The organism is Streptomyces silaceus (assembly GCF_001419745.1).
GTDB classification, from domain to species: domain Bacteria; phylum Actinomycetota; class Actinomycetes; order Streptomycetales; family Streptomycetaceae; genus Streptomyces; species Streptomyces silaceus.
Genome location: NZ_LIRJ01000123.1, coordinates 39,306 through 54,175 on the forward strand (window position 1 = coordinate 39,306; position 14,870 = coordinate 54,175).

Annotated in this window: 14 protein-coding genes; 13 read left to right on the plus strand and 1 reads right to left on the minus strand. The window is 70.3% G+C overall.

Features of this window, described 5'->3' with window-relative positions; translation table 11 throughout:
* Positions 1–45 precede the first annotated feature (45 nt).
* Complete coding sequence (gene bldD, locus AOK22_RS13830; RefSeq protein WP_055698930.1) at positions 46–546, minus strand: transcriptional regulator BldD; 501 nt, start codon at positions 544–546, stop codon at positions 46–48.
* Between the two features lie 224 nt (positions 547–770).
* Between bldD and pyrR the strand changes: the two genes are divergently transcribed.
* The 13 genes from pyrR to metK form a co-directional block, all read left to right on the plus strand.
* The gene (pyrR, locus tag AOK22_RS13835) at positions 771–1,334 is read left to right on the plus strand and encodes a bifunctional pyr operon transcriptional regulator/uracil phosphoribosyltransferase PyrR (RefSeq protein WP_055698931.1); all 564 of its coding nucleotides are present in this window, start codon (positions 771–773) and stop codon (positions 1,332–1,334) included.
* An 85-nt stretch (positions 1,335–1,419) separates the two neighbouring features.
* Positions 1,420–2,397, plus strand: a complete 978-nt coding sequence (locus AOK22_RS13840; protein ID WP_055698932.1) for an aspartate carbamoyltransferase catalytic subunit — start codon at positions 1,420–1,422, stop codon at positions 2,395–2,397.
* A gap of 4 nt (positions 2,398–2,401) precedes the next feature.
* Entirely contained in the window at positions 2,402–3,688 is a 1,287-nt protein-coding gene (locus AOK22_RS13845) for a dihydroorotase (RefSeq protein WP_055698933.1), read from the plus strand.
* The gene (locus tag AOK22_RS13850) at positions 3,685–4,257 is read left to right on the plus strand and encodes a PH-like domain-containing protein (protein ID WP_079036546.1); all 573 of its coding nucleotides are present in this window, start codon (positions 3,685–3,687) and stop codon (positions 4,255–4,257) included. The genes AOK22_RS13845 and AOK22_RS13850 overlap by 4 nt, the downstream gene beginning before the upstream one ends.
* The gene (gene carA / locus AOK22_RS13855; protein WP_055698935.1) at positions 4,254–5,396 is read left to right on the plus strand and encodes a glutamine-hydrolyzing carbamoyl-phosphate synthase small subunit; all 1,143 of its coding nucleotides are present in this window, start codon (positions 4,254–4,256) and stop codon (positions 5,394–5,396) included. The genes AOK22_RS13850 and carA overlap by 4 nt, the downstream gene beginning before the upstream one ends.
* Complete coding sequence (carB, locus tag AOK22_RS13860) at positions 5,389–8,697, plus strand: carbamoyl-phosphate synthase large subunit (RefSeq protein ID WP_055698936.1); 3,309 nt, start codon at positions 5,389–5,391, stop codon at positions 8,695–8,697. Before carA ends, carB begins: the two co-directional genes overlap by 8 nt.
* 58 nt (positions 8,698–8,755) lie before the next feature.
* Positions 8,756–9,862 carry a quinone-dependent dihydroorotate dehydrogenase gene (locus AOK22_RS13865; protein ID WP_055698937.1) on the plus strand — a complete coding sequence of 369 codons (1,107 nt, stop codon included), beginning with the start codon at positions 8,756–8,758 and terminating at the stop codon, positions 9,860–9,862.
* A complete protein-coding gene (gene pyrF / locus AOK22_RS13870) occupies positions 9,859–10,704 on the plus strand; it encodes an orotidine-5'-phosphate decarboxylase (protein WP_055698938.1) in 846 nt (281 codons plus the stop codon). The genes AOK22_RS13865 and pyrF overlap by 4 nt, the downstream gene beginning before the upstream one ends.
* Positions 10,705–10,960: 256 nt before the next feature.
* Entirely contained in the window at positions 10,961–11,287 is a 327-nt protein-coding gene (locus AOK22_RS13875) for an integration host factor (protein WP_055698939.1), read from the plus strand.
* A 38-nt stretch (positions 11,288–11,325) separates the two neighbouring features.
* Positions 11,326–11,883, plus strand: coding sequence for a guanylate kinase (gene gmk, locus AOK22_RS13880; RefSeq protein ID WP_055698940.1), 558 nt, complete (start codon positions 11,326–11,328; stop codon positions 11,881–11,883).
* Between the two features lie 51 nt (positions 11,884–11,934).
* The gene (gene rpoZ / locus AOK22_RS13885; RefSeq protein WP_005319902.1) at positions 11,935–12,207 is read left to right on the plus strand and encodes a DNA-directed RNA polymerase subunit omega; all 273 of its coding nucleotides are present in this window, start codon (positions 11,935–11,937) and stop codon (positions 12,205–12,207) included.
* A gap of 112 nt (positions 12,208–12,319) precedes the next feature.
* Positions 12,320–13,525 carry a bifunctional phosphopantothenoylcysteine decarboxylase/phosphopantothenate--cysteine ligase CoaBC gene (gene coaBC / locus AOK22_RS13890; protein WP_055698941.1) on the plus strand — a complete coding sequence of 402 codons (1,206 nt, stop codon included), beginning with the start codon at positions 12,320–12,322 and terminating at the stop codon, positions 13,523–13,525.
* 431 nt (positions 13,526–13,956) lie between these two features.
* A partial coding sequence (gene metK, locus AOK22_RS13895) for a methionine adenosyltransferase (protein WP_244164777.1) occupies positions 13,957–14,870 on the plus strand: 914 nt, incomplete at its 3' end.

Sequence of the window (14,870 nt, forward strand, 5' to 3'; positions counted from 1 at the left end):
GCGGCCACCCCGGCGGCACGTTTCTGCTGAAGTCTTGCGCGGGGCTCAGACCTCTTCGTGGGCGACGGCGCGGCGCGCGTCCGCGTCCAGGACGCCCCAGCTGATCAGCTGCTCGGTGAGCACCGAGGGGGACTGGTCGTAAATGACGGCGAGGGTGCGCAGGTCGTCCTGGCGGATCGAGAGCACCTTGCCGTTGTAGTCACCGCGCTGCGACTGGATCGTGGCGGCGTAACGCTGCAAGGGGCCCGCCTTCTCGGCCGGCACGTGGGCCAGCCGCTCCAGGTCGAGGACGAGCTTCGGCGGCGGCTCGGCGGCGCCACCGGGGGCCGTGCCCGGAAGGAGCTCCTGCACCGGGACGCCGTAGAAGTCCGCCAGCTCGGCGAGGCGCTGCACGGTCACGGCACGGTCGCCGCGCTCGTACGACCCCACGACGACCGCCTTCCAGCGTCCCTGGGACTTCTCCTCGACGCCGTGGAGGGAAAGGCCCTGCTGGGTACGGATCGCGCGGAGCTTGGCCCCGAGCTGCTTGGCGTATTCGCTGGACATATAGCTCCCCGGACGCTGCGACAATCATGCGGCTCCGCCGCGTGGCTGGTAACTCACTGTGAGGTTACGCAGCGTTACTTGCTTGCGTCAAGCCGAATGGTCCGTACCGCCCCTTCGGTGGAGGGTGATGACGTGGCCCGTCATCAGTGCTGGTACTGTGGATGGCGCAATTTCGACGTCCTTTAAAGTCCGTCCCGTGAGGCGGAGAAGGAGGTCCGTTTCTCATGGACACGAATGACCCCGGTGTCGCGCGGCCCGTACTCGAAGGCCCGGACATCGCGCGGGTGTTGACCCGCATCGCCCACGAGATCGTCGAGCGCGCCAAGGGCGCCGACGACGTGGTGCTGCTCGGCATTCCCACCCGCGGCGTCTTCCTCGGCCGCCGGCTCGCCGAGAAGCTCGAAGAGATCACCGGTCGAAAGATCCCGGTCGGCTCCCTCGATATCACCATGTACCGCGACGACCTGCGCATGCATCCGCCGCGCGCGCTGGCCCGCACCGAGATCCCCGGTGACGGCATCGACGGCCGCCTGGTCGTCCTGGTCGACGACGTGCTCTTCTCCGGCCGCACCATCCGTGCCGCCCTCGACGCGCTGAACGACATCGGCCGCCCCCGCGCGGTCCAGCTCGCCGTCCTCGTCGACCGCGGCCACCGCGAACTGCCCATCCGCGCCGACTACGTCGGCAAGAACCTCCCCACGTCGCTGCGGGAGACGGTCAAGGTGCAGCTCGCCGAGGAGGACGGCCGCGACGCCGTGCTGCTCGGCGCCAAGCCCGCCTCCGCATAGGACCGGCTTCCTCCCTCACGGGCCCGGGGCACACCCCTGCGCGCCCGCGTGCCCGCAAGACCTCCTCACACCGGAGTACACCCAGATGATGCGACACCTCATCTCGGCCGCCGACCTCTCCCGCGACGACGCCGTCCTGATCCTCGACACGGCCGAGGAGATGGCGCGGGTCGCCGACCGGCCGATCAAGAAGCTCCCCGCGCTGCGCGGGCGCACCGTGGTCAACCTCTTCTTCGAGGACTCGACCCGCACCCGGATCTCCTTCGAGGCCGCCGAGAAGCGCCTCTCCGCCGACGTCATCAACTTCGCGGCCAAGGGCTCCTCGGTCTCCAAGGGCGAGTCCCTCAAGGACACCGCCCAGACCCTGGAGGCGATGGGCGTCGACGCCGTCGTCATCCGCCACGGCGCCTCCGGCGCCCCCTACCGCCTGGCGACCTCCGGCTGGATCGACGCCGCCGTCATCAACGCGGGCGACGGCACCCACCAGCACCCCACCCAGGCCCTGCTCGACGCCTTCACCATGCGGCGCCGCCTCGTCGGCCCCGACGCCGGCCTCGGCCAGGACCTGGCGGGCAAGCACATCACGCTCGTCGGCGACGTCCTGCACAGCCGTGTGGCCCGCTCGAACGTGGACCTGCTGCACACCCTCGGCGCCGAGGTCACCCTGGTCGCCCCGCCCACCCTGGTGCCGGTCGGCGTCGAGAGCTGGCCCTGCGAGGTCTCGTACGACCTGGACCGGGTGCTGCCGAAGTCCGACGCCGTGATGATGCTGCGGGTGCAGCGCGAGCGCATGAACGCCGCGTTCTTCCCCACCGAGCGCGAGTACTCGCGGCGCTACGGCCTGGACGGCGAGCGCATGGCGAAGATGCCCGAGCACGCCATCGTGATGCACCCGGGCCCGATGGTCCGCGGCATGGAGATCACCGCCGAGGTCGCCGACTCCGACCGCTGCACGGTCGTCGAGCAGGTCGCCAACGGCGTCTCCATCCGCATGGCCGTCCTCTATCTGCTGCTGGGCGGCAACGAGCCCGCCAGCACCCACCCCCGTACCGAGGAGAAGTAAGAACATGAGCAAGATCCTGATCCGTGGTGCGAAGGTGCTCGGCGGCGAGGCGCAGGACGTCCTGATCGACGGCGAGACCATCGAGGCCGTCGGCGCCGGGCTCTGTGCCGAGGGCGCCGAGGTCGTCGAGGCCGAGGGCAAGGTCCTCCTGCCGGGCCTGGTCGACCTCCACACCCACCTGCGCGAGCCGGGCCGCGAGGACTCCGAGACCGTCCTGACCGGCACCCGCGCCGCCGCCTCCGGTGGCTACACCGCCGTGTTCGCCATGGCCAACACCTTCCCCGTCGCCGACACCGCCGGCGTCGTCGAGCAGGTCTACCGCCTCGGCAAGGAGTCCGGCTACTGCGACGTGCAGCCCATCGGCGCCGTCACCGTGGGCCTGGAGGGCAAGAAGCTCGCCGAGCTCGGCGCCATGCACGAGTCCGCCGCCGGCGTCACCGTCTTCTCCGACGACGGCAAGTGCGTCGACGACGCCGTGATCATGCGCCGCGCCCTGGAGTACGTGAAGGCCTTCGGCGGCGTCGTCGCCCAGCACGCGCAGGAGCCGCGGCTCACCGAGGGCGCCCAGATGAACGAGGGCGTCGTCTCCGCGGAGCTCGGCCTCGGCGGCTGGCCCGCCGTCGCCGAGGAGTCGATCATCGCGCGTGACGTGCTCCTCGCCGAGCACGTGGGCTCGCGGGTGCACATCTGCCACCTGTCGACCGCCGGGTCCGTGGAGATCGTGCGCTGGGCCAAGTCGCGCGGCATCGACGTCACCGCCGAGGTCACCCCGCACCACCTGCTCCTCACCGACGAGATGGTGCGCACGTACAACCCGGTCTACAAGGTCAACCCGCCGCTGCGCACCGAGCGCGACGTCATGGCGCTGCGCGAGGCCCTCGCCGACGGCACCATCGACATCGTCGCCACCGACCACGCCCCGCACCCCCACGAGGACAAGGACTGCGAGTGGGCCGCGGCCGCCATGGGCATGGTCGGCCTGGAGACCGCGCTCTCCGTCGTCCAGGCGACGATGGTCGAGACGGGCCTGCTGACCTGGGAGGCCGTCGCCGACCGGATGTCCGTCAAGCCGGCGGAGATCGGGCAGGCGACCGGCCATGGACGTCCCGTCTCGGCAGGTGAGCCCGCCAACCTGGTTCTGGTCGATGCCGATTACCGTGGAGCAGTGGACCCCGCGGGCTTCGCCTCGCGCAGCCGCAACACTCCCTACGAGGGCCGTGAGCTGCCGGGCCGCGTCACGCACACGTGGCTCCGGGGTCGGGCCACGCTCGTCGACGGGAAGCTCGCGTGACATCTCTTCTTCAACTGGCCGCCGAGAAGGAATCGGCGGACGTGACCGACTGGGCCGCACGCATCGGCTGGGTCGTCGGACTGCTCTTCTTCATCGCGCTCGTCTACTGGCTGATGCGCGAGGGCTGGAAGTGGCGCGGCACGCTCCAGGGCGACCTGCCCGAGCTGCCCGGCGCGCCGAGCGAGCCGGGTCCGGCGAGACTTGAGCTGAGCGGCCGGTACCACGGCTCCACCTCGGCCGGGCAGTGGCTCGACCGCATCGTGGCGCACGGCCTCGGCACCCGCAGTCGCGTCGAGCTGACGCTCACCGACGCGGGTCTGGACGTCGTACGCCCCGGCGCCACCGACTTCTTCGTCCCGGCCGGCCAACTGCGCGAGGCCCGCCTCGACAAGGGCATCGCCGGCAAGGTCCTCGCGGAGGGCGGTCTGCTGATCGTCACCTGGGAGCACGGCGGGAAGCTGATCGACTCCGGTTTCCGCTCGGACCACGCGGCCGAGCAGGCGGAGTGGGTCGAGACCATCAACAACATGATCACCACCACCAGCACGACGGAAGGCACCGCACGATGACGACCTCCACCAGGGGAGCCAGCAAGGTTCCTGCCGTACTCGTCCTGGAGGACGGCCGCATCTTCCGCGGCCGTGCCTACGGGGCCGTGGGGGAGACCTTCGGTGAAGCGGTGTTCTCCACCGGCATGACCGGCTACCAGGAGACCCTCACCGACCCCTCGTACGACCGCCAGATCGTGGTCGCCACCGCCCCGCAGATCGGCAACACGGGCTGGAACGACGAGGACGACGAGTCGAGCCGCATCTGGGTCTCCGGGTACGTGGTCCGCGACCCCGCCCGCATCCCCTCGAACTGGCGGGCGAAGCGCTCGCTCGACGACGAGCTGGTCAACCAGGGCATCGTCGGCATCTCCGGCATCGACACCCGCGCCCTCACCCGCCACCTGCGCGAGCGCGGCTCCATGCGCTCCGGCATCTTCTCCGGTGACGCGCTGGCCAAGGACGCCGAGCTGCTCGCCCGCGTGCAGGCCCAGCCCCAGATGAAGGGCGCGAGCCTGTACGAGGAGGTCGCCACCAAGGAGACCTACGTCGTCCCGGCGATCGGCGAGAAGAAGTTCACCGTCGCCGCCATCGACCTCGGCATCAAGGGCATGACCCCGCACCGCATGGCCGAGCGCGGCATCGAGGTGCACGTCCTGCCCGCCACCGCCACCGAGGAGGACGTGTACGCGGTCGCCCCCGACGGCGTGTTCTTCTCCAACGGCCCGGGCGACCCGGCCACCGCCGAGGGCCCGGTCGCGCTCATGACCGCCGTCCTCCAGCGCAGGACGCCGCTCTTCGGCATCTGCTTCGGCAACCAGATCCTCGGCCGCGCCCTCGGCTTCGGCACCTACAAGCTGAAGTACGGCCACCGCGGCATCAACCAGCCGGTGCAGGACCGCACCACCGGCAAGGTCGAGGTCACCGCGCACAACCACGGCTTCGCGGTCGACGCGCCGCTCGACAAGGTCAGCGAGACGCCCTTCGGCCGCGCCGAGGTCTCCCACGTCTGTCTCAACGACGACGTCGTCGAGGGCCTCCAGCTGCTCGACCAGCCGGCCTTCTCGGTGCAGTACCACCCGGAGGCCGCCGCGGGCCCGCACGACGCCGCCTACCTCTTCGACCGCTTCGTATCCCTGATGGAGGGCCAGCGTGCCTAAGCGCACCGATATCCAGTCCGTCCTGGTCATCGGGTCCGGCCCGATCGTCATCGGTCAGGCAGCCGAGTTCGACTACTCCGGCACCCAGGCCTGCCGCATCCTCAAGTCCGAGGGCCTGCGCGTCATCCTCGTCAACTCCAACCCGGCGACGATCATGACCGACCCGGAGATCGCCGACGCCACGTACGTCGAGCCGATCACCCCGGAGTTCGTCGAGAAGATCATCGCCAAGGAGCGCCCCGACGCGCTCCTGCCGACGCTGGGCGGCCAGACGGCCCTCAACACGGCGATCTCCATGCACGAGCAGGGCGTCCTGGAGAAGTACGGCGTCGAGCTCATCGGCGCCAACGTCGAGGCGATCAACAAGGGCGAGGACCGCGACCTGTTCAAGGAGGTCGTGGAGGAGGTCCGCAAGAAGATCGGCCACGGCGAGTCCGCCCGCTCGGTCATCTGCCACTCCATGGACGACGTCCTCAACGGCGTCGACACCCTCGGCGGCTACCCGGTCGTCGTCCGCCCCTCCTTCACCATGGGCGGCGCAGGCTCCGGCTTCGCGCACGACGAGGAGGAACTGCGCCGCATCGCGGGCCAGGGCCTGACGCTCTCCCCGACCACCGAGGTGCTCCTGGAGGAGTCCATCCTCGGCTGGAAGGAGTACGAGCTGGAGCTGATGCGCGACAAGCACGACAACGTCGTGGTCGTCTGCTCCATCGAGAACTTCGACCCGATGGGCGTGCACACCGGCGACTCGATCACCGTCGCGCCCGCGATGACGCTGACCGACCGCGAGTACCAGATCCTGCGGGACGTCGGCATCGCGATCATCCGCGAGGTCGGCGTCGACACCGGCGGCTGCAACATCCAGTTCGCGGTGAACCCCGAGGACGGCCGGGTCATCGTCATCGAGATGAACCCGCGCGTCTCGCGGTCCTCCGCGCTGGCCTCCAAGGCCACCGGCTTCCCGATCGCGAAGATCGCCGCGAAGCTGGCCGTCGGCTACACGCTCGACGAGATCCCCAACGACATCACCGAGAAGACCCCGGCCTCCTTCGAGCCGACCCTCGACTACGTCGTCGTCAAGGCCCCGCGCTTCGCCTTCGAGAAGTTCCCGTCGGCGGACTCGACCCTGACGACCACCATGAAGTCGGTCGGCGAGGCCATGGCGATCGGCCGCAACTTCACCGAGGCGCTGCAGAAGGCGCTGCGCTCGCTGGAGAAGAAGGGCTCGCAGTTCACGTTCGTGGGCGAGCCCGGTGACAAGGCCGAGCTCCTGGAAGAGGCCGTCCGCCCGACCGACGGCCGCGTCAACACCGTCATGGCGGCCATCCGCGCCGGCGCCACCCCGGCCGAGGTCTTCGACGCCACGAAGATCGACCCGTGGTTCGTCGACCAGCTCTTCCTGATCAAGGAGATCGCCGACGAGCTGGCCGCCGCCGAGCGCCTGGACGCCGACCTGCTCGCCGAGGCCAAGCGCCACGGCTTCTCCGACGCCCAGATCGCCGAGATCCGCGGCCTGCGCGAGGACGTCGTCCGCGAGGTGCGCCAGGCCCTCGGTGTCCGCCCGGTCTACAAGACGGTCGACACCTGCGCCGCCGAGTTCGCCGCGAAGACGCCGTACTTCTACTCCGCGTACGACGAGGAGAGCGAGGTCGCGCGGCGCGAGAAGCCCGCGGTGATCATCCTGGGCTCCGGCCCGAACCGCATCGGCCAGGGCATCGAGTTCGACTACTCCTGCGTCCACGCCTCCTTCGCGCTGAGCGACGCGGGCTACGAGACCGTGATGGTCAACTGCAACCCGGAGACGGTCTCCACGGACTACGACACCTCCGACCGCCTCTACTTCGAGCCGCTGACCCTCGAGGACGTCCTGGAGATCGTCCACGCGGAGACGCTGGCGGGCCCGGTCGCGGGCGTCGTCGTGCAGCTCGGCGGTCAGACCCCGCTGGGCCTGTCGCAGGCGCTCAAGGACAACGGCGTGCCGATCGTGGGCACCTCGCCCGAGGCCATCCACGCCGCCGAGGACCGCGGCGCGTTCGGCCGCGTGCTCGCGGAGGCCGGCCTGCCGGCGCCCAAGCACGGCACCGCGACGACGTTCGCCGAGGCGAAGGCCATCGCCGACGAGATCGGCTACCCCGTGCTCGTCCGCCCGTCCTACGTGCTCGGCGGCCGCGGCATGGAGATCGTCTACGACGAGACCCGGCTCGCCGCGTACATCGAGGAGTCGACCGAGATCAGCCCCTCGCGGCCGGTCCTCGTCGACCGCTTCCTCGACGACGCCATCGAGATCGACGTCGACGCGCTCTACGACGGCGAGGAGCTCTACCTCGGCGGCGTCATGGAGCACATCGAGGAGGCCGGCATCCACTCCGGCGACTCGGCGTGCGCCCTGCCCCCGATCACCCTCGGCGGCTTCGACATCAAGCGTCTGCGCGCCTCCACGGAGGGCATCGCCAAGGGCGTCGGCGTGCGCGGCCTGATCAACATCCAGTTCGCGATGGCCGGGGACATCCTCTACGTCCTGGAGGCCAACCCGCGCGCCTCGCGCACCGTCCCCTTCACCTCGAAGGCGACCGCGGTGCCGCTGGCCAAGGCCGCCGCGCGCATCTCGCTCGGCGCGACCATCGCCGAGCTGCGCGCCGAGGGCATGCTGCCGGCGACCGGCGACGGCGGCACGCTGCCGATGGACGCGCCGATCTCGGTCAAGGAGGCCGTCATGCCGTGGTCGCGCTTCCGCGACATCCACGGCCGCGGCGTCGACACCGTGCTCGGCCCGGAGATGCGCTCCACCGGTGAAGTCATGGGCATCGACTCGGTGTTCGGGACGGCGTACGCCAAGTCGCAGGCGGGCGCCTACGGTCCGCTGCCGACCAAGGGCCGCGCCTTCATCTCCGTCGCCAACCGCGACAAGCGCTCGATGATCTTCCCGGCGCGTGAACTGGTCGCGCACGGCTTCGAGTTGTTCGCCACGTCCGGCACGGCCGAGGTGCTCAAGCGCAACGGCATCAACGCCACCGTCGTGCGCAAGCAGTCCGAGGGCGAGGGCCCGAACGGCGAGAAGACCATCGTCCAGCTCATCCACGACGGCGGCGTCGACCTCATCGTCAACACCCCCTACGGCACCGGTGGCCGCCTCGACGGCTACGAGATCCGTACGGCGGCCGTGGCACGCTCCGTGCCGTGTCTGACGACGGTCCAGGCGCTCGCCGCCGCGGTCCAGGGCATCGACGCCCTCGGCCGGGGGGACGTCGGCGTCCGTTCGCTCCAGGAACACGCGGAACACCTGACCGCGGCCCGCGACTAGCAGCCCACAAGGGGGACACCGACACCACGGTGTCCCCCTTCTGGTGAGGACACCTCTCATGTACAAGCTCTTCTTCGACCTCGTCTTCAAGCGCATGGACCCCGAGAAGGCGCACTACCTGGCCTTCCGCTGGATCCGCCTCGCGGCCCGCGTCCCCGTCCTGCGCACGTTCGTCGCGGCCGTCCTCGCGCCGCGCCACAAGGAGCTGCGCACCGAGGCCTTCGGGCTGCGGATGCACGGCCCCTTCGGGCTCGCCGCCGGCTTCGACAAGAACGCCGTCGCCATCGACGGCATGTCGATGCTCGGCTTCGACCACGTCGAGATCGGCACGGTCACCGGCGAGCCGCAGCCCGGCAACCCCAAGAAGCGGCTGTTCCGCCTGGTCCCGGACCGCGCGCTGATCAACCGCATGGGCTTCAACAACGAGGGCTCGGCGGCCGTCGCCGAGCGCCTCGCGGCGCGTACGCCCGTCTTCAGGACGGTCGTCGGCGTGAACATCGGCAAGACCAAGGTCGTCCCCGAGGAGGAGGCCGCCGCCGACTACGTGAAGTCGACCGAGCGCCTGGCCCGCCACGCCGACTACCTCGTGGTCAACGTCTCCTCCCCGAACACCCCGGGCCTGCGCAACCTCCAGGCCACCGAGTCGCTGCGGCCCCTGCTGAGCGCCGTGCGCGAGGCCGCCGACCGCAGCGTCGAGGGCCGCCGCGTCCCGCTGCTCGTCAAGATCGCGCCGGACCTGGCCGACGAGGACGTCGACGCGGTCGCCGACCTCGCCGTCGAGCTCGGCCTGGACGGCATCATCGCCACGAACACCACCATCGCGCGCGAGGGACTCGGTCTGACCTCCGACCCCGCCCTCTACGGGGAGACCGGCGGACTGTCCGGGGCGCCCCTGAAGGAGCGCTCCCTGGAGGTCCTGCGCCGCCTCTACGCGCGCGTGGGCGACCGGATCACCCTGGTGGGCGTCGGCGGCATCGAGAACGCCGAGGACGCCTGGCAGCGCATCCTCGCGGGCGCCACCCTGATCCAGGGCTACAGCGCCTTCATCTACGAGGGTCCCTTCTGGGGCCGCGCGATCCACAAGGGCCTCGCCGCGCGCCTGCGCACCAGCCCGTACGCCACCCTCGCCGACGCGGTCGGCGCCGACGTGAGGAAGCCCGCATGAGCCCCCTGGAGCCCTTCGGCACGCGCCTGCGCCACGCCATGGACGAGCGCGGTCCCCTGTGCGTCGGCATCGACCCGCACGCCTCGCTGCTGTCCGCCTGGGGCCTGAACGACGACATCGCGGGCCTGGAGCGGTTCACGCGCACCGTCGTCGAGGCGCTGGCCGGCACGGTCGCCGTGTTCAAGCCGCAGAGCGCCTTCTTCGAGCGCTTCGGCTCGCGCGGCGTCGCCGTGCTGGAGAAGGCGGTCGAGGAGCTGCGCGCGGCCGGCGCCCTGGTCGTCATGGACGCCAAGCGCGGCGACATCGGCTCGACCATGGCCGCGTACGCCGAGACCTTCCTGCACAAGGACTCGCCGCTGTTCAGCGACGCGCTCACGGTCTCGCCCTACCTCGGGTACGGCTCCCTGAAGCCGGCCGTCGACCTCGCGCGCGAGAACGGCGCCGGGCTCTTCGTGCTCGCGCTGACCTCCAACCCCGAGGGCGCCGAGGTGCAGCACGCGGTGCGCGAGGACGGGCGCACGGTCGGGGCCACGATCCTCGGCCACCTCGCCGCGGAGAACGCCGGGGCGGCGCCCCTGGGGTCCTTCGGCGCGGTCGTCGGCGCGACGCTGGGCGACCTGTCCTCGTACGACCTCGCGGTCAACGGTCCGCTGCTCGCTCCGGGCATCGGCGCGCAGGGGGCGACCCCGGCCGACCTGCCGGGCGTGTTCGGCGCGGCCGTGCGCAACGTGGTGCCGAGCGTCAGCCGGGGCGTCCTGCGCAACGGACCCGACGTCGGGGGCCTGCGCGACTCCGCGGCGCGCTTCGCGGACGAGATCAGGGCGGCCGTCGAAGCGGCCTGAGCGGCGTGTCGAGCCCCGCGCATACGTTCCGTTGGCGGGTCACCACCCCAAATCCGGTGCGAAATGCCCGATATGTACGTCTCGGCAGAGGCTGACCAGGACTTTTCGTCTGTTCTCGCTGACTCGGGCGGCCTTGGCCGCTAGTCTCCGACGAGAGCCAACGGGCAAGCGCGTTGCACGTTGCTCACCAGGTGTGGGGCGACTAGGTTCCTCACCGGTCCGTATCCGACAGTTCGACATCCGAGGTGACGTAGGCGTGGCTCTTCCGCCCCTTACCCCTGAACAGCGCGCAGCCGCGCTCGAAAAGGCCGCCGCGGCTCGCCGGGAGCGGGCCGAGGTGAAGAATCGACTCAAGCACTCCGGCGCCTCCCTTCACGAGGTCATCAAGCAGGGCCAGGAGAACGACGTCATCGGCAAGATGAAGGTCTCCGCTCTCCTGGAGTCCCTGCCGGGCGTGGGCAAGGTCCGCGCCAAGCAGATCATGGAGCGCCTTGGCATCTCCGAAAGCCGCCGCGTACGCGGTCTCGGCTCCAACCAGATCGCGTCGCTCGAGCGCGAGTTCGGTGGCAGTGCCGCCGGCTGATGTTCTCAGGCACTCCTGAGAACCTGGATAATCGCTGCATGAGTGAACGTCCGCGGCTGACCGTGCTCTCCGGCCCCTCCGGGGTCGGCAAGAGCACGGTCGTCGCCCATATGCGCAAGGAACACCCCGACGTCTGGCTCTCGGTCTCGGCCACCACACGCAAGCCGCGCCCCGGTGAGAAGCACGGTGTCCAGTACTTCTTCGTCTCCGACGAGGAGATGGACAAGCTGATCGCCAACGGCGAGCTCCTGGAGTGGGCCGAGTTCGCGGGCAACCGCTACGGCACACCCCGCCGCGCGGTGCTGGAACGTCTGGAGGCGGGCGAGCCGGTCCTCCTGGAGATCGACCTGCAGGGCGCGCGCCTGGTGCGCGAGTCGATGCCCGAGGCGCAGCTGGTCTTCCTGGCTCCGCCGAGCTGGGACGAGCTGGTCCGCCGGCTCACCGGCCGGGGCACCGAGGCGCCCGAGGTGATCGAGCGCAGGCTCGCCGCCGCCAAGGTGGAGCTCGCCGCCGAGGCCGAGTTCGACACGACCCTGGTCAATACCTCCGTCGAGGACGTGGCGCGTGAGCTGCTAGCCTTGATGAAGGTTCTTTGATCTTTACCCCTGTCTCGACCCTCTGGTCTTGACCCCATCGGAAGGCAGAGAGTGTCCTCTTCCATCACCGCGCCCGAGGGCATCATCAACCCGCCGATTGATGAGCTGCTCGAAGCAACCGACTCGAAGTACAGCCTGGTGATCTACGCCGCCAAGCGCGCCCGTCAGATCAACGCGTACTACTCGCAGCTCGGTGAGGGCCTCCTGGAGTACGTCGGCCCCCTGGTGGACACGCACGTCCACGAGAAGCCGCTGTCGATCGCGCTCCGCGAGATCAACGCGGGTCTGCTGACGTCCGAGGCCATCGAGGGCCCCGCCCAGTAAGCGTTCGCGCCTTTCACCACAGGCCCGGCAGCACGGCTGCCGGGCCTGTGGTGTGTCATGGAGTGGTACGCATCCGAACGCGTACGCATCCGAGTGCGGGGAGACAGAGGCAGTGGCCGAGAAGCCGAAGGTAGTCCTGGGGGTCAGCGGGGGCATCGCCGCCTACAAGGCGTGCGAGCTGCTGCGGAGGCTCACCGAGTCGGGCCATGACGTACGCGTCGTGCCCACCGAGTCGGCGCTGCACTTCGTCGGCGCGGCGACCTGGTCGGCGCTCTCCGGCAACCCCGTCTCCACCGAGGTCTGGTCCGACGTCCACGAGGTGCCGCACGTGCGCATCGGGCAGCACGCCGACCTTGTGATCGTCGCCCCCGCCACCGCCGACATGCTCGCCAAGGCCGCCCACGGCCTGGCCGACGACCTGCTCACGAACACGCTCCTGACGGCCCGCTGTCCGGTGATGTTCGCCCCGGCGATGCACACGGAGATGTGGGAGCACCCGGCCACCCAGGAGAACGTCGCCACGCTGCGCCGCCGCGGTGCCCTGGTCGTCGAGCCCGCCGTCGGCCGCCTCACCGGCGTCGACACGGGCAAGGGCCGCTTCCCCGACCCCGTCGAGCTCTTCGAGGTCGCGCGGCGCGTGCTCGCCCGTGGCGACCTGGCGCGGGACCTCGAAGGACGCCATGTCGTCGTGAGCGCCGGCGGCACCCGTGAGCCCCTCGACCCCGTCCGCTTCCTGGGCAACCGCTCCTCGGGCAAGCAGGGCTACGCGCTGGCCCGCAGCGCCGCCGCCCGCGGCGCCCGCGTGACGCTCGTGGCGGCGAACGCGGCGCTGCCCGACCCGGCGGGCGTGGACGTCGTGCCGGTCGGCACCGCCGTGCAGCTGCGCGAGGCCGTCCTGAAGGCCGCGGCCGACGCCGACGCCGTCGTGATGGCGGCCGCCGTGGCGGACTTCCGCCCCGCGGCGTACGCCGCAGGGAAGATCAAGAAGAAGGACGGCGAGGAGCCGGCGCCGATCGCCCTGGTCCGCAACCCCGACATCCTCGCCGAGGTCGCGGGGGAGCGGCAGCGCCCCGGCCAGGTGGTCGTCGGCTTCGCCGCCGAGACCGACGACGTCCTCGCCAACGGCCGCGCCAAGCTCGCGCGCAAGGGCTGCGACCTGCTGGTCGTCAACGAGGTCGGGGAGCGCAAGACCTTCGGCTCCGAGGAGAACGAGGCGGTCGTGCTGGGCGCCGACGGCAGCGAGACGCCGGTGCCGTACGGTCCCAAGGAGGCCCTCGCGGACACGGTCTGGGACCTGGTCGCCGAGCGCCTGTCCTGAGCGAGCCCTCCTGAGCCCGGCAGGGAGCCGCCACGTCTCACCCCGTCTCGCCATTCGGACAAAAAAGTGTGACGGATCCTGTCCGATCCGCGATGCAGCCAAGATCGCCCGAGGTCCGCACCTTTCGGCTCTTGGCCGAACTTGGCTGCTTTTCTACGAATCCCTTGACGGGGTCTCGATGGCCGGGGCTCAATGTCATTTTCGCCCCAGCGGCCGCCTCAAATCCGGGAAAACCGGACACGAGGCCCTCTGGTGGAGACTGATCGTCGTACCGCACAATGCAGTGCCGCAGGTCACAGGGCTCCCAAGTGGCGAGACATGTGGTCCGGCGGGCAAGAGTGACCGATAAACTGGTCTCGGACGACGCCGGGCGCAGCCTCCGGCAGTCCACAAATGATCAGCCAGCAGCCGCTGCAACCACAGGGAGCGATGTGTCCCGGCGCCTCTTTACCTCGGAGTCTGTGACCGAGGGTCACCCCGACAAGATCGCTGACCAGATCAGCGACACCATTCTCGATGCGCTTCTGCGTGAGGACCCGACGTCCCGGGTCGCCGTGGAGACGCTGATCACCACCGGCCTGGTCCACGTGGCCGGTGAGGTCACGACGAAGGCGTACGCGCCGATCGCGCAGCTCGTGCGCGAGAAGATCCTCGAGATCGGTTACGACTCCTCGAAGAAGGGCTTCGACGGCGCCTCCTGCGGCGTCTCGGTGTCCATCGGGTCGCAGTCGCCCGACATCGCGCAGGGCGTCGACACGGCGTACGAGAAGCGCGTCGAGGGCGACGAGGACGAGCTCGACAAGCAGGGCGCGGGCGACCAGGGCCTGATGTTCGGCTACGCCTGCGACGAGACCCCGGAGCTGATGCCGCTCCCGATCCACCTCGCGCACCGCCTGTCGCGCCGCCTGTCCGAGGTCCGCAAGAACGGCACCATCCCCTACCTGCGTCCCGACGGCAAGACCCAGGTCACCATCGAGTACGACGGCGACAAGGCCGTCCGCCTCGACACGGTCGTCGTCTCCTCGCAGCACGCCTCGGACATCGACCTGGACTCGCTGCTTGCGCCCGACATCCGGGAGTTCGTGGTCGAGCCCGAGCTGAAGGCCCTCCTCGAGGACGGCATCAAGCTGGAGACCGAGGGCTACCGCCTGCTGGTCAACCCCACCGGCCGCTTCGAGATCGGCGGCCCGATGGGCGACGCCGGCCTCACCGGCCGCAAGATCATCATCGACACCTACGGCGGCATGGCCCGCCACGGCGGCGGCGCCTTCTCGGGCAAGGACCCGTCGAAGGTGGACCGCTCCGCGGCGTACGCGATGCGCTGGGTCGCCAAGAACGTCGTCGC